The following is a 24,283-nucleotide window of genomic DNA, read 5'->3' as shown; positions in this document are numbered from 1 at the left end:
GTCCCTAAAAGATCGCCTTTTTAACTACATTGGTTACTATGTCTTCCAATATCAGCAAAGGCTGGTGAGTCTCTTCCAATTCCAAGGTCAACAGGGAACGCCGAGGGGGTTGTGCTAACTGTTCAGTATTTTCCACATTCATGGTGTAAGAAGTTGCCGATTGAGCAGCTGGCAACCAAGCCCGAATTTTGCTGCTACTAAAATTAAAATCCTTGCTGAGTAATTTTGCTCCTGGTTTCACTGCTAATTTTGGTGGTTCAGAGAGAATGGTGTGTACATTAGTTCCACCAAAACCAAAGGAACTGATACCAGCAAATTTAGGATTAGCTTGATTCCAGAGTTGGGTTGTTTGGGCTGGATAGAAAGGTGAATGGGCAAAGTCAAAGCGGGGATTCACCTGTTCACAGTTGAGTGATGCAGGGATGACTTGATTGTGCAGTGACAATGCTACTTTGATGAAGCTAGCCACCCCAGCCGCGCTTAATAAATGCCCGATATTAGTCTTCACGCTACCCACAGCACAGTGATTTTTTGTCCCCACCCCGGTAAACACCTGGGACAAGGCTCGCAACTCAATCGGGTCGCCAATCATCGTTGCAGTTCCGTGGGTTTCGATGTAACTAATTTGTTCTGCTGAAAGATTGGCTTTTGCCAGTGCTGTTTCAATAACTTCCACTTGACCTTCTACACTGGGGGTAGTGATACCCATTGTATGACCATCGTTGTTAGCGGCTGTAGCGGCAATTACTGCATAGATGGGGTCGCCATCAGCTAAAGCTTGTTTTAAAGGTTTGAGCAAGACACAACCCGCACCCTCACCAGGGACAAATCCATTGGCGCGTTCGTCAAAGGTAAAACATTTACCATCGGGAGATAAAGCCTGTGCTGCACTGAGGAAGAGATATGGTTTTTCATCTAAGAGAACTTCTACGCCACCAGCTAAAGCCATTTCTGATTCACCCTGTAGTAAACTTTGACAGGCGAGATGGATAGCCATGAGAGAAGATGAGCAGGCGGTATCAATTACCAGACTTGGCCCTTTGAGATTGAGATAATGGGAGACATGGGAAGCGATAAAGTTTTGTCCTACACCAACAACGCTGGATTTTTTGGGGACTTGAATGCGATCGCCATATCCTGCTACCCTAGCACCAACAAATACTCCGACCTTGCGTTTGTTGACATCTTTGATGGTGTTACCAGAATCTACCACCGCTTCCACGCAGCTTTGACAAAATAGGCGCACTAAGGGGTCAACATCACTTGCTTCATTTTGAGATACACCAAACATGGCGGGGTCGATGTATTCTAAATCGTCAATAAAACCACCCCATTTACTAATTGATTTACCTGATGTCAATTCTCTGGTGTAATGTTGTTCGATATCCCAACGTGAGTTGGGTACTTCTCGGATGCTGTCAACGCCGACTACTAGGTTGTTCCAGAAGATTTCTTTGTTGGCTGCACCTGGGAATTTGCAGGCAATACCAATGACGGCGATTTCGGTTTGAGATAGATTTTGCTCACGCAGCGGCACAGAGGCACGGAGAGGGGTTAGAGGTGCAGGTGGAGTTTCTACTATTTGGGGTTGTGTTACTGGTATTTTTTGCTGTAATTGGTTGTGGTGATGGCTGATGAGATATTCTGCTAGGCGTGATATGGAATCGTACTGTAATAACAGTGATGGGTCTAATCTCATTCCCAGCCATTGGTCGATTTTGTTGACGATACCAGCTAAGAAGATAGAATCAACACCTAAAGCCTCAAAGGAGGTTTCATACTTGATTTGGTTTAAGGCAATGTGGAGTTCACGGGATAGGATTTGGCTTAATGATTCTAAAACGTAAGTCTTCAAAGGATTGCTATCAGTGGGAAAGTTTTGTTTTGGTAATGATACTGGTTGGATTTTCGGCGTAGTCTGTTCCTTTGCAACTAGGGACAATTCTGATACATTTAATTGTTCTTGACTAGCCAGACACGCTACAGTGTGGATTTGCGGGGGTAAAGCCAAGATAGTATCTAAGGACTGCAAACCTACGGCTGTTGACAAAGGTACAAGTCCTATTCTGGTCATTGGCTGACTAGTTAGCTGTCCCATTCCGACTTCTTTCCAGTTTGACCACTGAATAGCGCGGTAGTAGGTATTACCTTGAGCTACTTGGTAAGCAGCGAAGTAATTCATATAGGCGTTAGCTGTTGCATAATCACTAATACCTACAGCTAGCTTAGGTACAACACTCGACAGGGATGAGAACAAGACGAATGCTTCTAAATTGTCATGCTCAAAGATGCGGTGTAAAACTTCCAGAGCAGTAGTTTTGGGAGACAATACAGAAACAATGCTGTCTAAGGTTTTATGCAGGAAAGCTGGTGATTTTGAGGAAACACAGCCTGCACAGTGGAATACTTGAGTAATTCGTCCATATTGACGGCGAATGTTTTGGAAATAGATTTCTAGGGCAGCATAATCTGTTAATTCGCCAGTATAGAGTTCTACGGTTACGCCTTGTTTTTTTAGGTTGAGAATGTTGGTAATTTTGCTAGCAATTGCTGGGTTTGCATTCGGTACTGCGATGACTTCTTCCCATTCTGTTCTGGGGGGTAATGTAGTTTTACCCATTAAAACTAGGGTTTTATAACCTTGACGCGCCAAATGTTGAGCAACTTCATTACCTATACCACCTGTACCGCCAGTAATCACAACCATTCCCTGTGGTAATTTCTGCGACTGGCTGGGTTTATAGTTTAGAGGTGCGAGGGTAGAGACAAAGCGATCGCCATCTCGGTGACAAATTTCGGTAAATTGATCGTAGTCTTGATACTCTTGGGCAATAATTTGACTTAAAGCTGCTAAATCTGAGTTCTTGGTGTCTAAATCAATGGTTTTGGCATAACAAGACTTATATTCTGCACCCAACATCTTGAATAACCCCGTCAGTTCCGCACCACGCAGGTTAGCTGATGTCCCGTTAATATTTTGTAACCCTTGGGTAACTTGTAGTAAACGCAGTGGTTTGCGGGTGTTTAATAAAGATTGCAGTAAGGCAATGTTGCCTAAAATAGACTGACTATTGGCGGTTAAATCAAGAATGCCTGTGATATCTGAGGATGATATCTCATTGGAAAATCTAGCTCTGTGGTCGGCATTATCAAAGCAGAATTGATAATGCTGGGATGTAATTTGTGTGTAGGTATGACTTTTCACGTCATGTGGAACATTGTTCTCTTGACCTAACCCCGTAACCTCCTTACCTTGTAGGGAAGGGGGAAAATTCAAAGCCTCTCCCCTAAAAGGAGAGGAGTTTTCTAAATTCTCTACCACCACAAAAGCCGCATGATGATGCTGTGCTTGCAGAGTATCAATCAGAGGTTTAGCATCATTACTAGCTAAAACAATGATTGTACCTTGTAAAACAATCTGGGCATCCTTGGGTAATGCTTGACGCTGCCATTGTGGTACAAGCAGGCTGATGTGTTCTTTTGCAGGTACTTTGATAGTCGTAGCTGGTGCGGTGTTTGTTTCAGGAAGCCAATACTTATCAAGGCTAAATGGGTATCCAGGTAAGGGAACAACGGCAGGGGAATAATCTCTAGGCAATACCTTAGCCCAATCGATATTTAATCCTCCCACCCACAACTTAGCCAACTTAGAATATGCTGGTTTTTGAGCTAGCGATGAGCTACGCTCCGCTGTTAGCGATCGCAAATGCTTTTCTAGTTCTTGCGGACTCTCAAATAGCTCTTCATAGGCTTGGCGATGACTAGAATCACCCACAAAAGTCTTAGTGTCTTCTAGCTTTCCATTGATAAAATTTTGCAGAGAATCACCCAATTCCTCAAGTGTGTTTGCCACAATAGTCAGACGATATTCCATAGCTTCCCTGCCTTTTTGTAAGGTGTAAGCTATGTCTGCTAAGGAGAAGCTATTTTGTTGTGACAAAAATACAGCTATGCTTTGAGCGTAGGCAGTTAGTCTTTCTTTTGATTTGGCAGACAATACAACTAACTGCGGCTGAGACGAATTTTTTGATGTAGAGATGTGTCGAGGACGCGCTAAATATTCTTCTAGAACTACGTGAGCATTCATACCGCCAAAACCAAAGGAACTCACCCCGGCTCGACGTGGCTGTTCTTTACCTGTAGCGGTTGTTTGGCGTTCCCAATTAACTTGTTTTGCGGCAATCTGCAACGGAGAATTATCCAGACGGATATACTTATTCAGATTGGTAAAGTTTGCATTGGCAGGAATTATACCTTTTTGCAACGCCAAGATAGTTTTTAATATTCCTACCACCCCGGCTGCGGCTTCTAAATGTCCGATGTTACTCTTGACAGAACCTATATAACAATCTTGGGTAGTCTCAACAGTGGCAAAAACCTTCTTCAGTCCGTTAATTTCTATCGGGTCGCCCAAGGTTGTGCCAGTACCGTGTGCTTCAATATAACCAAGGGTAGCAGGGCTAACTTGGGCATCGGCATAAGCTGCTAAAATCGTCTCTGCTTGAGCTTCGGGAGCAGGTGCAGTCAAGGAATTGGTATGGCCGCCGTGTCCCACTGCCGCACCTTTGATAACAGCATAGATATAGTCGCCATCGCGTTCAGCTTTCGCCAAGGGTTTTAATAACAGTACCCCTGCACCTTCACCTCTAACATAACCATTGGCACGTTCATCAAAAGGGCTGCACTCACCTGTTTTACTTAACATCCCCGCCTTAGAAAAGACTATATAGGATGTCAAAGAAGTGATAACATTAACACCACCTGCGATCGCTAAATCACATTTTTCTGACCGTAGTAATTCCACAGCCCGATTTATCGCTACCAATGAACTTGAGCAAGCTGTATCAATTGCTTCACTAGACCCCTTCAAGTTCAACAGGTGAGAAATTCTATTAGCCAGTACAGCATGACTCACACCCGTACCCAAGTGGGGTTCTACGGAGTTTTCCTGCTGACACAACATCTCATAATAATCAAAGCTAGAAGCACCAACAAATACTGCCGTCTTAGAACCCGATAACTCCGAAGCGCGATATCCAGCATTCTCAAGAGCGTGCCACACACATTGGAGAAATATGCGTTGCTGCGGGTCCATTAATTGGGCTTCCCGTGGAGAAATGCCAAAGAAACAAGCATCAAAACACTCGACATCTGCCATAAACCCACCTTTGAGGAAAGGAGAAAGTTCTGGGGATTGTAAGAGATTTGTTTGCTCTGTCTTCTGGGGTAAACGTTGAGCCGGAAAATCAGTAATGTTAACTTTACCTGCTGTCAATAACTGCCAAAATTCTTCTAAGGTTTTAGCTTGCGGTAATGATACACCAATACCGATAATTGCAATATCTTGAGGGGAAGATTCATATTCCAAAACATTGGCTAAAGTTAATTTCTCCTCTGCAATTACAGCAACAGCACCTTCCTCTTTAGTGCTAGTTTCTAAACTTGGCTCTAGATTCTGCTGAATAAACTCTGCCAAAGTAGTAATTGTATGACATTCATACAGCAGGTCAGGAGTTACAGGAATTTTAAATTCGCCTTCCAGAAAAGTAGTTAATTCCACATAATTTAAAGAATCAAATCCCAATTCACTAGGTGAAAAAGATAAATAGACTTCTTCAATAGGTATTTCTAGGATTGCTGCAATTTTATTTTGTAACCTAGCCTCAATTTGAGAGATATTATTCATTGTAGATATTGCTGTCAATAATATATTTTGAAAATCATCTGTAGGTTCGATATAACGCAGTGAAACCCAATATTAACGACGAGGTATTTGTTGGGTTTCCTTACGTCAACCCAACCTACTTTATAGCTTCTCAACTGCAACTAATTGTCTAGCAACAGCCTCGCGGAAACCATTTTGTAGATATAGAGTTGTACAATGTCTTCTCCGTTTCTTTCCACTGGAAGTTTTTGGCAGAGTTCCAGGCATAATTAACACCAAATCATGCAACCTCAACCCATGAACATCAGAGATATTTTTTCTCACAATTGCTAATAGCTGGCTATAGTCAACCTTGTTGAGCATATCTTTTTTGATTTCACAGACCACAACCAACTTTGCATTTGCATCCCCATTGACATCAACTGTAAATGCTGCTGTCCCCCCTGGACGGATTGCAATGTTACTTTTCTCAACAGTGTTTTCTATATCATCAGGATAATGATTCAATCCCCGAATAATAATCAAATCCTTCAAGCGACCTGTAATAAACAATTCCCTTTCTACAAAAAAGCCAAAGTCTCCAGTCCGCAGATAAGGACCTTCTCCTGTGGTGAGATAAGCTTGAAAAGTTTCTTGAGTTTGTTGGTTTACGTTCCAATATCCGGCTGCAACTGAACCCCCAGCAATCCAAATTTCGCCAATCTCCTCAAGACTACAAAGCGTATGAGTTTCTGGGTTCACGATGCGAACATCATGCTCACCATGAACATTCCCACACCCAATTAAAACCTTTTTGGTGTCGTTATCTACAACCTTGATGCGATGATTTTCTAGTTCTTGCTCATCTACTGGAAGCAACACAGGTTTGTCTTGGGGATTTCCACCAGAAACAAATAGAGTAGTTTCAGCCATACCATAACAAGGGTAAAAAACTTCTGCTTTGAAGCCATATTTTTTAAATCTATTAATAAAGCTTTCAATCACATTAGCTTTTACAGGTTCAGCACCATTAAATGCAATTTTCCAACTAGATAAATCGATATCTTTAATTTCTTCATCGGTGATTTTATTCACACACAACTCATAAGCAAAGTTGGGGCCACCGCTAGTAGTAGCCCGATATTCTGAGATGGTTTTCAACCAAATTGCAGGCGACTGTAAAAAATTGAAGGGAGGGAAGAGTACAGATTTAATTCCTAGATATAGGGGTTGGAGAACATTACCAATTAAACCCATATCGTGATATAGCGGTAGCCAGCCAACAAATATGGTTTCTTGGGAATGTTGAAATCCTTGTTTAATGGCTTGCTGATTATGAATGAGATTACTATGCGTCACCATCACACCTTTTGGTTGTCCTGTAGAACCGGAGGTGTATTGTAGAAACGCAATATCAGTGCCTTGAATAGCTGGCATTTTCCAGTCACGACTAGCTGCTTCTAGTTGGGAGTTTGTAGCTATCCAACGTGCATTATTGATATAGGGAATTTCGCTGTAAATCTTCTGAAAATCAACAATAGAGTCCTCAGTTGTTAGTACAAATTTAATTTGTGCATTTTCTACAATTCCACTGAGGCGAGAAATTTCTCTTTGATTACGTACAGGATGCACAGGTACTGGAATTACCTTGGCATATAAACAGCTAAAAAAGGCAACGATAAAATCAATTCCCGGACGATATAACAATAGCGCCCTTTCTCCATCAGGATTGTATTTTTGCAGTTCTGCAGCTATGGCTGCTGCTTTTGTGTGCAACTGTCCAAAAGTTACTTCCAGCTTTGATTCTGGTGAATTAATAAAGACGAATGCTGTATCGTTTGTTTGTAAAGATGCTCTGACATTTAAAATTTCTACATAGTTTGAAAATTTGGTAGCTGCATTGATAATTCTTTCAGTCATAACTTGAAATGCCTCATTTAGTTTGTAGAATGATTAATTGCTTTTTGCCATTGGGCATACAAATCTATGAACTAAGAATTAGTTTCTTAGCCCAGTCACTATGAAAAATTGATTAAAACCTAAAAACTGTTGTAACCAATATGGCTATCCCAGTAATCAAGTACTAATTATTAGTCACTTATTTCAGAGACAATTATGCATAAAACTATAATTTGTTTAGTACAGTAAACGAGTACGGTACAGCAAGGGTTTAAAATTCTGAAATTTCAGAACCTTCGATTGGTACAGTTATTATTCCTGGTGATCAATTCTTTAACGTAACTTTCTGCATTACTGCTTATTTCACCCGCTCACTAGGAGTAAGTTCAGTGAGAAAATTGATATCCTTCAAGTTGTTCTGTTTATTTTTCATTGTTTTACTAGTAGATGCAGTTTGCAAAATAATCAGCTTATCGTAGCACTTGACAAGCTAGTGAAGATGCTTACATTTATTTCTTCAACTTGAGTTGAAACTTTTACGGGATAGATAATAAGTGTTTGTGCCTTTATAAATCTGAATCATCAACAGAATTGAGCGAATCGACCGTAATTAGGGACAAACATCGCTAAAAGTCTATGTTACGCGATCACCCTAGAAACAGCAACATCGACTGAAAACCTTATTCTTTGATAAACTTCCAAGACTTTTTAGCCTACTGACTTTTGTAAGAACCACTTGACATCACAAGACAATTGCTAAGGCTGAAAGATTTATACAGCAATCTTTTCAGCCAGCTATATCTGGGGTGATATTTCATCATATAGAGATACAACTTGGTATTGAGTCGAGATATGAATGCGATCGCTAATTAACTGCATCTGCTAACATTCCGACTCCAGGTAATTCAGTGGCTTCAGGTGGTCAATTTTGACGGTGTACTCCCCATACCAAAAAAACAAAAGATTAGCTTGTAGTATTTGTGTAATACAATATAACTACATAATACCTTTATGCGAATTGAATCATACGAAGATAGCCAACTTCATACCATCAAAAGTCTTTCACTTCGGGTATGGAGTCTGGTCTTTGATTCGATTCAAAAAGAGATGGATATTGACGTGTACCGTTCATTCTACCCTGATGGTTGGCGTGTATGTCGAGTCCGCCTGTACTACAGCAGACATGAAGGTGTGGATTGCCATCGACTCTGATTCAACCGTGAGCTTTGTAGCCGTGAAACTCCATTCAGAGAGTAGTATGGGAGAAATCTACATGATCGCCGTTGATCCAGATTATCAACGTCAAGGCATTGGAGCTGCTCTGGTCGTTTGCACGTATGTTATTTTCACCCCATCTAAGTCTGCTTGCTTACCAGGTTTTGTTTTGGAGCTAAATATTCTTTGATGATATTTAATACAACTTAATCTATTTCTATACGAAGAGGCTAATCTTTTGCTTGACTTAAAAACTTGATATTAGCAAGACTCACGCTTCTTGAGCAGTGGTTCAATTTCCTTGCCTGGTATATCCTGGTATATATTTAGGGCATTACAGTTCCGGTTGAGTTACGATTGACTTCTGAAACTGATGTTAGGTTGCAAGGTTGAATTGTATTAAATGCATTGTCATAACGACAATTTTTAACACTGATCTACTTAAAGTTATTATTCGGGTTTAAAGCCTCGTTGCTAGGGCATGAATCGCCCTTTTATTGGCGGGCTGAGAAAGACCCGGCTTACCAAGTTGAAGGAAAGGGGTTCACTGCGGTTGAGGGGTAATAGGGAAAGCAGGCGAGCTAAGGGACAGTAACCCATAAAGAGATTGGTAGCTAAACCAACGATGGTAATCCACATCAGCCAGTGCATGTAAGGAATATAAGTGCCGATCGCGACCCATGCTACATAGGCTAGCCGTACCTGAACTGGAAAAGCAGTTAGGTTGAATCGCTCAAGATAGATGAAGAGCAGAGCATGGACTGCTGAGAACCAGACCACAACCTCGTACCACTGCCGTGAAATTAAGCCAGCCAGCAGTCCCAACCAAGTCATTAGCCATAAACTCCAGACCAGTCTTTGTCTGATAGGCGGAAAAAGGGTAAGAAATCTGCGATCGCGTGACTGGTTCTTTACGAATTCACTGGCATTGGAGGGAATTTGTCCAGACCGTTGCAGCTGTCCAATCACTAGAGCAATGCCACCCAAGACGGCGATCGCTGCCAAACCGAGCCGTAGGGTCATGGGTTCCTGGAGTAACGGGATGGCGACGAACGCTGCCAGCATTAGCCCCATACTCTGAGACCATCGCAACCGTTCCCCCATCCACAACCCATAGCTAATCATGGTGATTTGCACCGAGCCAAACAGGAGTAAAGCACCTGTTCCAGCCGATAAGCTGACATAGGCGATCGCAAAGCAGGCGGCATAGGCAATCAGTGCCAGCGATGCGAACCAACTGCCTGTCCTGGCGATCGTCTCTCCTCGTAACCGGACTATCAGCCAAAGCGCTAAAGCACCGGAAATCAGGCGAATCGATGTGAAACTAGCGGCATCAATATTGGTTTGCTTGAGTGCCATGCGGCAGAGTAAGGAGTTGCTAGCAAAGTCCAGCATAGCAAGGATGGTCAGAATCAGAGTGCGTGGAGGTGGCATGTAAATATTTACAACGAAAATTGTTTAAAATTGAGTATTGAATAAAACATCTTAGATTATTGCTGAAAAAATTCAGAGGTTGTGCTGGGTTACAAAGGTAGCGATCGCTACCTTTGCAGGGTATAAGGCGATCGCCAGCTAATTATGAGCAGTAGCTCTTAGACACCTCTAATAGCTGTGCTTGCCGAGTAGTTCCAAACTGGTTGAAGACTTCTAAAAACTTGGCATGGCTGACTCCAGAACCAACGAAAGTCCATTTATAAGACCGTTCTTGAATGACTATGATTTCTTGCTGCTCAGATTCGGTGAAGGTGCGACCCGTTGCTCTGGCCAGGCTTTCCAGATCCAGTTTCACCTGCATCATTAGACCACCGTTGAGGAACTCGATCAGTTTGAAGAAATCGTCTACCCCGGCTTCCACTTCGTCAGGTTCCAACTCTTGTACTAACTGCTCCACCATCAGAGTATCCAGAGTTGTGTGCTGGGCTTCTTCCAGCCAGTGATTCCGTAGCAGGCTGCAAAACTGCGGGTCTAAACTTTCACTGGAGTTATCGCGGACACTTGCCAGGTAGTGATATTGGGTCATCCACTCGATGTAGAGGATAATTAACACCACACCCAAAGGACGGTGCTGAAGCACAGCATTAGCAATTTCTGGGAGTGGGCCGATACCCTCACAGTGACTGCCAAAACCGACTTCAAACTCTTCAGCAAAGCGGCGAAATAGGTGAATGTGCTTACTTTCTTCTTCAGCAAAGTGAAGCATGGCTTGTGTAGCAGTGATGTTTTCCAATCCTGTCGTCTTCACATGGTTGATCACACAGGGAACAATGAACTCTTCTACCAGACCAAATAGGTGCAAATAGCTATTGCCACGAATCTGGTTGAAAATTAGTTTTTCAGCTTCATTCAGGCAGGAAATTTTATTCACTTGCGCCAAAGCTTCTGGTAGAAATCGCTTACTGAAATCGAGGCGTTTGTCGCCACCAATGATGTCTTCAATCTTCCAGTTGACTTTGGTTGCACGGAGAAGGGATTGTTCGTAAGCTTGATTGGGACTGGGTATAGTGGTAGTCATGGTTATTCTTCTGTATAGATAGTTTGGCTATTGAGCAATGGGGAGCAAACCAGAGGGTGGTTGCACGACCCTGAAAGTAATTAACAATCAACAAAATTAGATATGTTCGGTATTTTGCTGTCTGATAGGGCTATGCCTACGCTTCTATTTGCAACTCAGGTCTGACAGGGACAGGATTCACCAAATTCCAGATATTGGGAGATGCGCTCAGAGCTGATTCATATATTTGCTGAAATTGTTCAGGAGTTGCGTTTCCCTTCACTGTCAATGTCCAGCGGAGATCCTGATAACCTGGAGGAACGGCTGCATCAAGTTGAAAGAAGCCGCGCAAATTCAATTGACCAATGCTGGTAACTTCCACCTTTTCCAGCACAATCCCATGCATGGAACAGAGCGAAACAAAGGTCGCTACTATGCAAGCATTTAAAGCAGATAGCAGCACTTCCTGGGGATTGGGGCCCAAATTTGTCCCTCCTAATTCTTCAGGTTCATCGATTGTCAATGTGAAGTCACGCTCGTAGGATTGTCCAGCCCACTCTAGGGACTTGACACGAGTCACGGATTGAACTCCATTAATCCAGGAAGTCGTTGCTTGAAACGCCATTTGTCCCTGAGTTACATCTTGTGAAACGGCAGTCACTAACTCTTGCAGCTCACTAGGAGCAACACCGTTAATGGTTTGAATTTGTTGTGTTGTCATCATCAAACTCCTTTGTTTAATTGCCTTCTATTTTTCAGCAGCAAAGAACGGATCAAAGCAGATGTTCCTTTGCTGTTCTATAACCAGGTTATTCAGCCTACCGTCCTGAAATCGTCCGCAAATCATCTGAGGATCGTTCGGTAGCTTCACAGCGTTCCTTTAAAGCTTGATTAAAGGCAAGATAGGCTCCAGACCATCTTGCAGAAAATTACTCAAATCTCGGCTCAATATGCTGCAATCAGGAGCAAGATATTTTGTATTAGCGTGTTAAAGTTCTGGTCGCCTTGGGTAAAGCGGGTTTGACGAGCTGTGATTGCTTCTACTGTAAAACTATGTCCGACGATAAATATAATCTGTGAAATTAGGAAGCGGGAGAAGTTGTATCGGTATTGGGTTGGATAAATGTTGCTTTCCAAACTCGTTCAAAGGGCTGACCAATTTTACGGTAGAGCGATCGCACATCCTCAGCAGTGGTAGCAAAAAACACACAAATGGAGTAGGTTCCATCCATAGACACGGCGGAAAAGGCATGTTGAACGTTCAATTCATGAAAACAGCCCTCTGCCTGATGCTTTCTAGACTCATACATTGCTTTTGTTATGGGTGGATTGTAATTGACCTCTGCGATCGCTAGAGAACAGCTCTGAGGAAAGTTTGTCGGATTTTGCTCCAACCACATATCTGCCTGCCATATCCGTTGAAATGGAATTCCCGCTTCACGGTAGGCTTCACGTACTGCATCTGTATAAGGAACCTGATAAACACAAATGGAGCGATCGCCCTGCATAGACACCAGGGAATACTGCCATTGGATATTCCGTGCTTCGATACACCCATCCAGGCTCTGCGTGACCTGCATCCAACGGTCATAGGTCATGGGCACACAGAGCGGCGGCGAATATGACATTTCTGAGATCGCAAATCCCACGGTAGTTTTCCTCCTTCATCACAGGTGAATTGGTTCATGCAGATATGCCTCTAAAGCAGCAATGGATTGTTGAGCCTGGGCACTTAAGACGCGATCCTTGAGCCGAGTTTTCAAGTCAGCAAAATGCCGCTGGGCACAATTGAGATTGCCGCGTTGATGATTGGCTTGGATAATTACAGACCAGGCTAGGGCAATTTCGCTGGGATTATTCACCACCTGTGCAGCTTCTAGAGCTTTCTCGGCACGGGCGATCGCTTGTATTAGATCCCCTTGTTCTAAATCCCACTGGGCGGCAATGGTTTGTACGTAAGCCAGCATCCGAGGGGAATCAATGCGTTGAAGTACCTGACACGATTGCTCGAGAATTTCTGCCGCATTCTGCTTCTGGAGCAGATACTGAGTGAGAGCATTCAGGGCAGCAGCATGGGGAGCCTCACTTCCTTCACCCATTTGTGCTGCCACATGAATCAGCTCGTTGCCGTCATTTAATGCGGTAGATGGGTTGCCAGTTTCTAATTCCACCATGACTAGATTGGTGAGGCAGGTACATTCGCGCCAATGGTCTTGAGCCACTTGTGCCATTTGCCAGCCCTGACGCAGCAGCGAGCTTGCCTGTTCGGTATCTCCCTGGAAGCGACGGACACAACCGAGTCCAAAGGGAATATCGATGGAAGGAGTGCCTAGGCGATCGCTAATGGATTGGGCTTCTAACAACAGTGCTTCGGCACGGGTCATTTCTCGCCCAATTTCTGCCAGACAAGCCCCAGTGTGAGCCAGCATATACATGGTGGTGCCAGGACTGGCGGTGCGTCCCTGCTCTGCGGCCCGTAGCGAATATTGCTGTACTTCACTTAAGTTACCGTGGTCATAATTCAGAACAATCAATGCTTCCAGCCCAGTCGATTCATCCTCTTGTAGTCCAAAGGTTGCGGCTTCCTTGATCAGAGATTGTAATTCTTGCTTGACCGCTGCTGCTTGCTGCTTAGGCACTCCTGCTTTAACGCTGGTCTTCAGCAAGTTCAGCTGGAAGTGGATGCGTTCGTTTGTGCCTAAATACAGGCAATGACGAATGCCTCGCTGGGTGAGTTCAGCTGCTTCCCCATAGGCAAAGACTCGCAAACAACGCTCTGCTGCCTGCAAACAGGCGGTTACAGCCAGGGCATGGTCACTACCAAGATCGGCATGGTGAGCAACATCATTGATCAGTGGAGAAGTAGGAGTGGCGATCGCATTCAAAGACTGGGCAATGTGGGTATGAATCAGCCTGCGTCGGGGTTCGGAAAAATGCTCGTAAGCCACTTGTCTCACAATGTCATGGGCAAAGTTGTAAGAAAGTTCGCCAGCGATCGCGCTACCAGGACGAATGATGTCATGCTGTTCTAACTGGTCGATGGCGCTAAGTAACTTTGGTAGGGGGCAATCTGCCACCTTTGCCAAGGTGGTGGGATTAAAGCTATGTCCCAAAGCTGCCATCCAAGGCATTAATTCCTGGGTTGTTCCATCTAATTGCCGCAGTCGCCCTTGAATCAGCGTTTCTAGGTTGTCAGCTGCTGTGCGCTCCGATTGCGCCTGAGCGCGGACAATTTCCAAGGCAAACAAGGGATTGCCACCACTACTGGTAAAAATGCACTCTTCATCATCGGTATATCCGACGGCTTGAGCTAATGCTAAAGTTTGCAGGCGATCGAGGGGTGTTAGTTCCACCGTGCAAATGCGATGTTCCCGGTGCAGGGTTTGAATAAACTTATCGGCTGGTTGGTTGGCTGCGATTTCTCGTTTGCGGGCAGCACAGGTAAACCAAACAGGTTTCTGTCGATTGAGCAGGCGCACCGCATAGTGCAAAAAGGAGATTGAAGTTTCGTCCAACCACTGGATGTCGTCCAGCACCACCAGTACAGGGGCAGTGTCCGCTAATTGGGTAATGAACTGAACCGCTAAATCAAACAATCGCCCACGGTTCAAGATGGCTGCCGACTCCACATTCAGCACCAGAGATTTCAGTTCATCCAGAAATTTCGTCGCGCCGATTGCTTGAAACATATCTACCCACACACCATAGGGACGCAACATTTCTGCCTCAAATCCACGCCCCCAAAGCACATAGCTGCCACTCCTCTGGACAGTTTTTGCCAATTCCTCCAATAGTCTGGTTTTGCCGATGCCCGGTTCACCCAAGAGCCACAACAGATCCGCCCGATCCTGCTCAAGGCATTGCGATCGCCAGTCCACAATGGCAGCCCATTCTGCCTCGCGACCAATCAAGGGCAGTTCTGCTGTTACAGCCAGAGTTGGTGAGGGAATAGGAATGAGATGGGAAAAGTCTGCTATTTGGGCACTTACCGTACAGGTGGGTGGTGGCGGGGCATCGTCCAGGAGCAGCAATTCTTCATAAAGCTTGCAGGTTTTAGGACTGGGATTAACCCCCAACTCAGCTTGCAGTGTGGTCATGCACTGGTGATAGACTCGCAGGGCACTGGCGCGATCGCCCTGTTGAGCATGAAGGCGCATTAGGTGACAATAAGCGGGTTCATAAAGTGGGTCAATCCGCTGCAATTGTTGGGCATAAAAGAGCGCCGGACGATTGTCCCCTTGAGTAGTTAGCAGGGTGACTAGCGTATCTAAAGACGCAATCGCCTGTTGCCGCATTTGTTCTCTAAAAGGAATAATCCAGTCGTCGTAACAACTGGGCAGTAAGTCTCCCCGGTAGAGCGTTGCTGCTTGTTTTAGAGCTTGGATTTGAGCAGCAAAAGCGGAAGAAGCAGATTTGGCGATTATGCTTTCAAACTCGGCCACATCAATGTGACAATTTTCATCGCATAACCATTGGATGGTTTTCGTTTCAATGTGCAACCAGCGATCGACACCGGGAATTACTTGCTTTAATTCATGCAAGCGTCGCCGTAAATTGGCTTTTGCATCCGTGTCGGTTGCATCAGACCAAAGATGCACAGCAACCTGCTGCCTCTGTTGTAGCGTGTCCCGATGCAGCAGAATAAATGCCAACAGAGCCTGTAATCTTTCCGAATTGATGCCCTGAATGGGTAATCCATCGGCAGCCAAGTAAAATTCACCAAATAGCTTAATGTCGAGGCTTTTAGACACAGGTTTTAACAGGATAAGACTATCGCAGACCATTTATGGGATGGTACTGGTTAAACCATACAAATGTTCTTTCTACTATCCAAGGTTTGGGTAAAACCTCAAATTCTTTGCCAATACGTTGAATAACCTCAACATGAGCTTGAATCATCAGCCAGATAGCAATAGCGAGTTTATCACTGTATATATACTCTTTAGGAGTATCTTATCTTTTTTGTTTAACCTTATTTCCTCTTTTTTAGATTTACTTTATAAATACCCTCTTAAGCGTAAGTACCAACACCACCCCCGATGTAACCCAGTCAGATGCGTGTAAACCATTGGTTTATGTAGGGTGACAAATTAAATGGCATTGAGACAAATTCCTGTCATCAAGCTAACGCTTACCTGCTTTAGGTTTGTAACAATTTGTGTTGGTATAGCCTGTAAGTTTTCTGTGCTGGTTCTAAGCTGAACGCTAGACCCGAATTTCTCACGTATTGTGTGGGGGGTGTGGGGAGTGTGGGAGGTGTGGGAGGCAATGCAGCGTTCATTGATGTGCAGTTATTCAATTTCTCCTCTTCCTCCTCTTTCTCCCCACACCCCCCACACCCCCCACACTCACGCTCATTTCTCACTTGTGAGAAATCCAGGTAGAGAGTTCAGGCTTCACATCCTCGATCACATCAATTTGGCACTACGACAAATAAAAAGTCACTGTACAACTTTTCCCCAAAAACTCACACAAGGGCAAAAAAGTTATTTATTGCCAGGAATCAGTAATTGGGGTTGCATTAGTGGCATTATTCAATCCAGGTAATCCATAGCTTGCTTCAATCGTGCGTAACACATTGTAGTGATTGATATTCTCACTATATTGTCCCGTTATAACGTGAGCGCCATAAAAGATAGTTGCAATCCGATTGCTGGTTGTGCCATTATCTTCATCAAAGGTAACTATCAGCAAGCTGTTGTGAGTTTTAGCCCACTGTGCATAGGCATCCAGATTATTTTTCAGCCAGGTATCACCTTGTTGAATCGTGCCATTGTGCATATCATCTAGTTGATTAGGAACAACAACGGAGACAGTAGGCAGATTGGCAAAATTCGCAGACGAAGGAAAACTTGTAAACGGTTGATTTACGGAACTAGCAACATTAGTGAAATCAACCCAAGGGTTGTGTTTACGATAGTAACCATTAGACCCGCCGGAGTTACAACCTGTATAACCAACACTGGGCAGACTCTCCGAATAACCTGTAAAAGTCTTGCCAATGCCCAATAACTGGGTAGTCAGATTAGCTCCGCTAAATGTTAATGGACAATTATCGTTTGTCACACCTTGTGTAGAGCCACTAAACAAGGCTAAGTAGTTGGGTTGGCTTGGGTGTGTCACACCGTGGGAATTTGTAAAAAGAGCGCCTTGCGTTGCTAGTGAATTGATATATGGAGCGCTACTCGAACCGATAATTTGTGAATACCCGTGGTTTTCTTCAATGACGACGACGATGTGATCGAAAGTTGGCACTGTGGCTGCTAACGCTGCTTGGCTGCTTATAGCGACGCTCGTTAATACTGCTAATCCATTACTAATTCCGGCAATCAATTGCCAAGGATATCTAATTGTTTTCAACATATATGTATGCTCATTTTCTCAAATTTTTCAACAGACAATTAGCCCCTTTTGAAGTAAGAAGCTGATAAGTTGCTTTACCCGTTTTGAATTGTTATTAATCTCAGTTCTTTTTCGGAAGCAGAGTAACCACTGTAAACTACATTATTAAATTTAAGATGAAATTAAATTAGCATTAATTCTGAGATTTAATTTATCTAGTTGAAAAGGAAATATTTTAGGTCAAATTCTCTTATTCTAGTTTCTCTTATGCTGTTTTCCCCATTTACCAGGGGGGATACTTGACGAATCTTCCCATTCTCCTAAGTGTTTGTTGACCATAATATAGTACTAGATTTTACATAAAACTTAAGTTAGTCACAGATCCAAAGATACTAAATGTTTTGAACGAACTTATACAACGGGAGAATGTTTACACTGCGTACCGCTACGAGTTCTCGATATGCTATCTGACCTTGGTGTGGGACTAGAATTTTGGTGAGGCTCAAAGACAGCCCCCATAGTTAATAATCTCTGGATGCTGGATAAGAGTTAGTTCTTTTTGCTTGAGAGGAACTGACCTTTTAGCGATCGCTTGTTTTTGACCAAACCTCACAAAATCGCATTGCTCCCTTAGACTAAGAGCAAGTGGTCAAGATTGCCAGTATTCCTAGTTAAACAATACCCTGGTTTAGTAAAAGTGAATTGAATGGAAAAACGAATTTTAGGATTAGATCCAGGACTGGCAACTTTAGGGTTTGGGGTAATTACCTGCACACAAATTGCCAAGAAGGTGCCAGAAACTACAATCAATATGCTGGATTTCGGGGTAATTAAAACGTCAGCAGATGTAGAAATGGGACTGAGGCTATGTACCTTGTTTGATGATTTACACACCGTAATGGAGGAATTTCAACCAGATTTGGTTGCAATCGAGAAACTATTCTTCTATCGGATGTCAAGTACAATTTTGGTTGCACAGGCGCGGGGTGTATTAATTTTGGTGTTGGGCCAGCGTCGTCTTCCTTATGTAGAGTTTACTCCGGCTCAAATTAAGCAAGCTTTAACGGGATATGGCAATGCAGATAAGTTAGATGTGCAAGAGGCAGTAGCACGGGAGTTAGATTTAGATGAAATTCCCAAGCCAGATGATGCTGCTGATGCTTTGGCGGTGGCTTTGACGGCTTCGTATCAGCTGTAGCTGCGATCGCAAACAATAAAGTTCTTAGCGACCATTTGAGAATCTAAGCCTCATGTCGGTACGTAAACCTCCAAATCACAAGCTTGAGCTAAATTATTTAAACATTAATTATAACAAGCTAACTTTCTACATAAATATACTCAAGCGTACAGAAGTGATACAATAATTATGAATAGTCAATTGTACATAAACTTTCGGCTTGCTCTACCACTAAAGGTACTAGTACAAGAAGGCAGAAGTAAAAAGGCAAAAGTTTACACTGAGCAAAGTCGAAGTGTAAAAAGAAAGAATGCTTATTTTGTAAGCTTTCTGGCTATTTTCGATGGTTGCTTGATTTACGCCGTGTCGTACTAGATATACAAAAACTTTCTCTGACACCCAATATAAAGTTATAAAACATATTTTAATTAACCAGATTTTATTGAATAAATGCAGTTATAAAGTATTGGCTAAAGATATTTTAATAAATCATTAGCATTTAAAAATAGCTCACATAGTCTCTAATTAGTTCCGAAACTATATGTTGCAATAATGTCAACTTGAAGAATTATTATTTGATGTGTGTAAGTTCCTATGGTCAAGCGATCGCTCGAAGCATCAGTCACTGGGATTGAACAAGCCAAAAAAGCGTTCGCTTATAAAGGGTGGACACAAGACAATTTGGCTTTTGAAGTTAACTTAAAGACTCGCCAACCAATTTGGCGGTTTTTTACTGGGCGTCCCGTAGAGCGTCATATCTTTATAGAAATTTGTTCTGTGTTGTCGTTGAATTGGCGGGAGATTGCGGCTAATGCTCCAGAAGAATTATCTGAATCAAAAGAACTTGGTACTGCTGAATTTTTAGATATTGATGCTCTAGTACAACAAGTGCGATCGCAACGCTTCGACAAAATTCAAGACCAGTGCGGCACTTTGCAGTTATTAGATGTTACTCGCCCCGTTAAAATCGACGACATTTACATCGATGTTAATATTTTGGAGGAAATTGCCAGCCTTCAGTGGTTAGAGTTTTCTGACTTGCAAAACTTTACATCACAAGAATTCGATCGCTTTGGTTTAGGTGAAGTATCCCAGACACAAATAGCGGGGATCGCGGCAGTTCAAACTTACTCAAAGCTGCGGGTGTTGGGTAAACCAGGAGCAGGTAAAACCACTTTTTTACAACATCTGGTGATTCAATGCAACCGAGGGAAATTTGCTGCAAATCGGGTTCCTATTTTTGTCACCTTAAGAGATTTTGCCGACGAAACGAGAGTTGCAGGAGAGTTCCATTTACTCAACTATATTTGCGAAGACTTCCTCACCTGTGGAATTTCAGATCCATCGGTGCTGGAAACTTTGTTGTTGTCAGGCAGAGTATTGCTGTTGCTGGATGGATTAGATGAAGTACTCCATCAACAGAGGAAGGGTGTCGTCAATGAGATTCGCAGACTATCTGAAAAGTATCAAAAGAATATGTTTGTCGTCACCTGCCGCACGGCAGCTAAAGCTTTGAACCTCAGACGCTTTACAGATGTTGAAATTGCCCCTTTTAGTCAAGATCAAATTGTTACTTTTGCTCAGAAGTGGTTTACAGCAGTTACGAAAACGAACATTCAGGATAAACAAGAACAGGCATTTGAGTTTATTGAGAAACTAGATTTACCCGAAAATTTGCAATTTCAAAGACTTGCTGTCACTCCGTTGTTTTTGCATCTCGCCTGCTGGGTTTTTCATCATCAGAACAAATTTCCAACTCAAAAAGCTGCGTTTTATAAGCAGTGTTTAGACCTGCTCTTGGGCAAATGGGACGAAACTAAAGCAATTGAGCGGGATGAAGTGTACGAAGGTTTTTTATTACCACAAAAACTTAAGTTGCTGAGTCAAGTTGCTAGCGCGACATTTGAGCAGGGTAATTACTTTTTTGAACAACGCATTGTTGAGCAATACATTAGCGATTATATCGGTGATTTGCCGAATGCTTCCACAGAACCAGAGGAATTGGAATTAGATAGTAAAGGGGTACTTCAGGCGATAGAGTTGCAACATGGATTACTAGCAGAACGAGTGCGGGGGATTTTCTCTTTCTCTTATTTGACGTTTCAAGAATATCTGACTGCTCGAAAAATCGTTGCTAGTTATAATTTACAAGCATTAAAACAACCGCTAGAACGTCTGGTGACTCATATTACTGAACCCAGGTGGCGTGAAATCTTTTTGTTAACGGTTGCTATGCTGCGGAATGCAGATTTTTTGATGCAGTTGATGAAGCAAGAAGTTGATGCGCTAGCGGCTCAAGATCCATATTTGCAAAAATTTTTAACTTGGACAAGTCAAAAGTCTCTCGCTGCTCCTGTGCCTGCTGCAATTCGGGCGTTTTATCTTGCCCTGACTAGGACTCCTCACCTTACCCAGTACTTTGCCCTTGTCTACATCTTCGATCGAGATATTTTTTTGGATGCGGCATTAGATAACCTAGTAATGGAATGCAAATCTAATTTTGCCGATGTCTATGGGTGCAACGATGCTCTGAGTAGTGCTTTAGCAATTGTTCAAGATGCTGGCTTACATCAAGTTTTACAACAACTTAAAGACCTACTGCCAGATCCAGAACAAAGTAGAGAAAGGATTCAGACATGGTGGCAAAAAAGTTATCCTGCTTGGATGGAACAGTTAAAAACTGCGATCGCCAAGCATCGAAACATTCAGTATCACTGGCACTTCAGCCCACAGCAACAACAAGTATTGCAACAATATTACGATGCCAATCAGTTGCTTATCGATTGCCTTAATAGCAACTGTGAAATCACAGACGTTGTGCGCCAAGAGATTGAAGCCAGTTTATTGCCGATAAAAGAACTCTCCAAGCGAGAATGGATGACAGGGAATTAGGAACTAGGGGTCGGAAATGGGGAATAGAGAGACAAGGAAACTTCCCCTACTGTTCTGCTAGCACTTTGATTTCGTAAAGTTCTCGACGAATGATATCTGATGTAAACATCAAGCGCCTACCACTACTGTTTACGAAGAAGAATCTCTGATTATAAGATTGATGACTAAATTTGATTTGTTCCCCTCGGTAAGAGTAGATTTTACCCCGAATTAAATCGGTAGCTTTAAACATTTTTAACTTCCATATTGACGATCTAAAAAATCCCAGAGTTTACTTCATCAAGTGCTTGAATGGCATAATTCAGAACTAAGTTATTTGAGGTTGTAAAGTGCCTCGAACCTTGTAACAGTAACGTCCCCCTCACTAGCAATGTGTGGAAGATGTAAATCTGCCTCGGTGAGGAGTATCATGGTTTCTGCACCAACTCTGCCAAAGTCAGGCTCTAACCCTAATGTCATCTCAATAAGATACGTCCATGTGCCAGATTCAGGTGTGTAACTCCGTACAATCCCTTCTCCACCAACAAAGCTCACCCATTGAGTATTGCGAAACTTAGGCAGCTTCATGAAGGTTGCAGTCATGCGTAAAACTCCTCAATTCATAGTTTATACTTTCTGTTTTAGTAGAATAAATAAAATATGTTTTGTATCTTTTTAAGTAAAGATGTCAAACATCATCTATAACTTTTGAATGTTTTAGATACAGATTAAACAATTTATACGTAATTAAAACGTTTATTCAAACATGATATGGCAATCCTAAATCATTCGTGAAAAATTAGATCCCCGACTTCTTTAAGAAGTCGGGGATCTAAACACCGCGCATTTTTTACTTTTTCATAATTAAAATTAGTTGCTCTGTACTCTGAATTACGAATTATGTAAAGCCTACGGCATAGTTTTGCTTAGAGCGCAGCGTCTCGTAGAGAGGAACGAGCGCCTGTAGGAGCGTCATTACGAATTAGGGCTTGCTGAAAAATAAAGAAAAGGTGACAGTCTCTGGATTATCGGACCCTAGAAGTATATTCAGGTGCAAGAGAAGAAGGTAAAATAGCCCAAAATCCTTGCATCACAGTGGGCAGCACAACACTGTGTATTATGAATAACCATGTACCGAAAAGAAGAATCTACTGCAATTCCAGCGTCAGACTTCTTGCTTCCTTTTGAGGGGAAGTTATCATCAGATAATCGTTGGGTAATCATGGCTGATTTAATCCCCTGGGCAGAATTTGAAGAGGAATATTCTTCATCCTTCTCGGCAGAAATGGGAGCGCCAGCCAAATCATGGAGGATGGCGCTAGGCGCATTAATAATCAAAGAAAAGTTAGGGATAAGCGACAGAGAAACAGTAGAACAAATTAAAGAGAACCCTTATCTACAGTACTTTATAGGGATGTCATCTTATAGTAATGAAACTCCATTTGACGCATCAATGTTAGTACATTTTCGAGAAAGAATTAGCGTGGAGTTAGTCAACAAAGTGAATCAAGAGATGGTAAAGGAGATGTGTTTAGAAACATCATCTCAATCAAATCAAAAAAAAACAGCAGAGCCAGAAGAAGAAAGAAGTGAGCCAAAAAATCGAGGAAAATTAATATTAGATGCGACTTGTGCGCCTGGAGATATCAGTTATCCAACAGATTTAGAGCTTTTAAATCAAGCCAGAAAACAGACAGAAAGAATAATAGACTTACTTTATGAACAGATAAAAGGCACATTACAGAAAAAGCCAAGAACTTATAGAAAAATTGCCAGAAAAGATTACTTAGAAGTAGCGAAGAAACGCCGGGTAGCTCAAAAAGATAGAAGAAAAGCACTAAAAAAACAGCTTCAGTATATCAAAAGAAATTTATCTCATATTGACCATTTAATTGTATTGGGAGCATCGTTAGAGGGTTTAACTAATGGACAATATAAGACGTTACTTGTAGTTGCAGAAATCTTTCGTCAACAACTCTGGTTATATGAAAATAAAAAACAAAGTATTGATAACCGTATTGTGAGTTTAAGCCAACCACATATTCGTCCCATTGTCAGAGGTAAAGCCGGGAAGTCCGTGGAATTTGGCGCAAAACTGTCGGCTAGCTATTTCAATGGATATGTGTTTTTAGACCATATTAGTTGGGATAACTTTAATGAATCAGCAGATTTAAAAGCACAAGTCGAATCCTATAAAAATTACACTGGCTATTATCCAGAATCCGTTCATGTTGATAAAATTTATCGAACGAGAGAAAATCGAGCTTGGTGTAAAGAAAGAGGTATTAGAATCAGTGGAGTTCCCTTAGGAAGACCTCCAGCTAATCTCAGTAAAGAAAAAAAGAAACTTTTCTCAGAGGATGAAAAGATTCGTAATTCTATTGAGGGAAAGTTTGGACAAGCCAAAAGACGATTTAGCCTTGGTAGAGTAATGGCTAAACTGTCTCATAGCTCTTTCTCTATAATTGCTATTACTTTTTTAGTGATCAATCTTTCTACTCACTTGTCACGGCTTTTTTACGCTTTTTTATGTCTATTTTTGAAAACTACACCTTTTTTCCGGTCTAATATAATTGCAGTTTATCAATGAAGTATTTATAGTCAATAAAAACTTATGCTTTACTGGGTCTGAATAACTAGTCAA

15 protein-coding genes and 1 pseudogene are annotated in these 24,283 nt (G+C 42.4%); 5 read left to right on the top strand and 11 right to left on the bottom strand.

The window, feature by feature from the left end:
- Nucleotides 1-4: 4 nt before the first annotated feature.
- Together H6G86_RS23835 and H6G86_RS23830 are read right to left on the bottom strand one after the other, a co-directional pair.
- Nucleotides 5-5,686 carry a type I polyketide synthase gene (locus tag H6G86_RS23835; RefSeq protein WP_190936396.1) on the bottom strand — a complete coding sequence of 1,894 codons (5,682 nt, stop codon included), beginning with the start codon at nt 5,684-5,686 and terminating at the stop codon, nt 5-7.
- Nucleotides 5,687-5,806: 120 nt separating this feature from the next.
- The gene (locus H6G86_RS23830) at nt 5,807-7,564 is read right to left on the bottom strand and encodes a fatty acyl-AMP ligase (RefSeq protein ID WP_190936395.1); all 1,758 of its coding nucleotides are present in this window, start codon (nt 7,562-7,564) and stop codon (nt 5,807-5,809) included.
- A gap of 990 nt (nt 7,565-8,554) precedes the next feature.
- Here H6G86_RS23830 and H6G86_RS38880 point away from each other — a divergent pair.
- On the top strand, nt 8,555-8,755 hold the full coding sequence (locus tag H6G86_RS38880) for a hypothetical protein (RefSeq protein ID WP_242064937.1): 201 nt from the start codon (nt 8,555-8,557) through the stop codon (nt 8,753-8,755).
- A gap of 22 nt (nt 8,756-8,777) precedes the next feature.
- A complete protein-coding gene (locus tag H6G86_RS40195; RefSeq protein WP_524538514.1) occupies nt 8,778-8,948 on the top strand; it encodes a GNAT family N-acetyltransferase in 171 nt (56 codons plus the stop codon).
- A gap of 284 nt (nt 8,949-9,232) precedes the next feature.
- Here the strand turns inward: H6G86_RS40195 and H6G86_RS38220 are convergent, their stop codons facing one another.
- From H6G86_RS38220 to H6G86_RS23790, 7 genes and pseudogenes are all read right to left on the bottom strand, one after another.
- Nucleotides 9,233-10,192, bottom strand: a complete 960-nt coding sequence (locus tag H6G86_RS38220; RefSeq protein WP_199338410.1) for a DMT family transporter — start codon at nt 10,190-10,192, stop codon at nt 9,233-9,235.
- Nucleotides 10,193-10,334: 142 nt separating this feature from the next.
- The gene (locus tag H6G86_RS23815; RefSeq protein ID WP_190936394.1) at nt 10,335-11,270 is read right to left on the bottom strand and encodes a hypothetical protein; all 936 of its coding nucleotides are present in this window, start codon (nt 11,268-11,270) and stop codon (nt 10,335-10,337) included.
- Nucleotides 11,271-11,406: 136 nt separating this feature from the next.
- Nucleotides 11,407-11,973 (bottom strand): OsmC family protein, encoded by a 567-nt coding sequence (locus tag H6G86_RS23810; protein WP_190936393.1) that lies wholly within the window; start codon nt 11,971-11,973, stop codon nt 11,407-11,409.
- 358 nt (nt 11,974-12,331) lie between these two features.
- Nucleotides 12,332-12,898 carry a nickel-binding protein gene (locus tag H6G86_RS23805; RefSeq protein ID WP_190936392.1) on the bottom strand — a complete coding sequence of 189 codons (567 nt, stop codon included), beginning with the start codon at nt 12,896-12,898 and terminating at the stop codon, nt 12,332-12,334.
- Between the two features lie 18 nt (nt 12,899-12,916).
- Nucleotides 12,917-16,000 carry an ATP-binding protein gene (locus tag H6G86_RS23800; protein ID WP_190936391.1) on the bottom strand — a complete coding sequence of 1,028 codons (3,084 nt, stop codon included), beginning with the start codon at nt 15,998-16,000 and terminating at the stop codon, nt 12,917-12,919.
- 31 nt (nt 16,001-16,031) lie between these two features.
- Nucleotides 16,032-16,175: pseudogene (locus H6G86_RS23795) on the bottom strand (IS5/IS1182 family transposase); the annotation flags it as partial.
- Between the two features lie 564 nt (nt 16,176-16,739).
- Entirely contained in the window at nt 16,740-17,612 is an 873-nt protein-coding gene (locus H6G86_RS23790) for an alkaline phosphatase family protein (RefSeq protein ID WP_190936390.1), read from the bottom strand.
- Nucleotides 17,613-18,297: 685 nt separating this feature from the next.
- Between H6G86_RS23790 and ruvC the strand changes: the two genes are divergently transcribed.
- Nucleotides 18,298-18,789, top strand: a complete 492-nt coding sequence (ruvC, locus tag H6G86_RS23785; protein WP_190936389.1) for a crossover junction endodeoxyribonuclease RuvC — start codon at nt 18,298-18,300, stop codon at nt 18,787-18,789.
- Nucleotides 18,790-19,362: 573 nt separating this feature from the next.
- Nucleotides 19,363-21,660: an NACHT domain-containing protein gene (locus H6G86_RS23780; RefSeq protein WP_190936388.1), complete on the top strand. Its 2,298-nt coding sequence runs from the start codon at nt 19,363-19,365 to the stop codon at nt 21,658-21,660.
- Between the two features lie 46 nt (nt 21,661-21,706).
- Here H6G86_RS23780 and H6G86_RS23775 read toward each other — a convergent pair whose 3' ends face one another.
- The gene (locus tag H6G86_RS23775; RefSeq protein ID WP_190936387.1) at nt 21,707-21,892 is read right to left on the bottom strand and encodes a hypothetical protein; all 186 of its coding nucleotides are present in this window, start codon (nt 21,890-21,892) and stop codon (nt 21,707-21,709) included.
- Between the two features lie 80 nt (nt 21,893-21,972).
- The gene (locus tag H6G86_RS23770; RefSeq protein WP_242064934.1) at nt 21,973-22,242 is read right to left on the bottom strand and encodes a hypothetical protein; all 270 of its coding nucleotides are present in this window, start codon (nt 22,240-22,242) and stop codon (nt 21,973-21,975) included.
- Between the two features lie 526 nt (nt 22,243-22,768).
- On the opposite strand from H6G86_RS23770, the gene H6G86_RS23765 reads away from it, so the two are divergent.
- Nucleotides 22,769-24,229, top strand: coding sequence for an IS5 family transposase (locus H6G86_RS23765; RefSeq protein ID WP_190936386.1), 1,461 nt, complete (start codon nt 22,769-22,771; stop codon nt 24,227-24,229).
- The last annotated feature ends 54 nt before the right edge of the window (nt 24,230-24,283 follow it).

This window comes from Nostoc sp. FACHB-133 (assembly GCF_014698055.1).
Lineage (GTDB): Bacteria > Cyanobacteriota > Cyanobacteriia > Cyanobacteriales > Nostocaceae > Nostoc.
The sequence above is the reverse complement of the archived record's forward strand: the minus strand, read 5'-3'. Positions and strand labels throughout refer to the sequence as shown.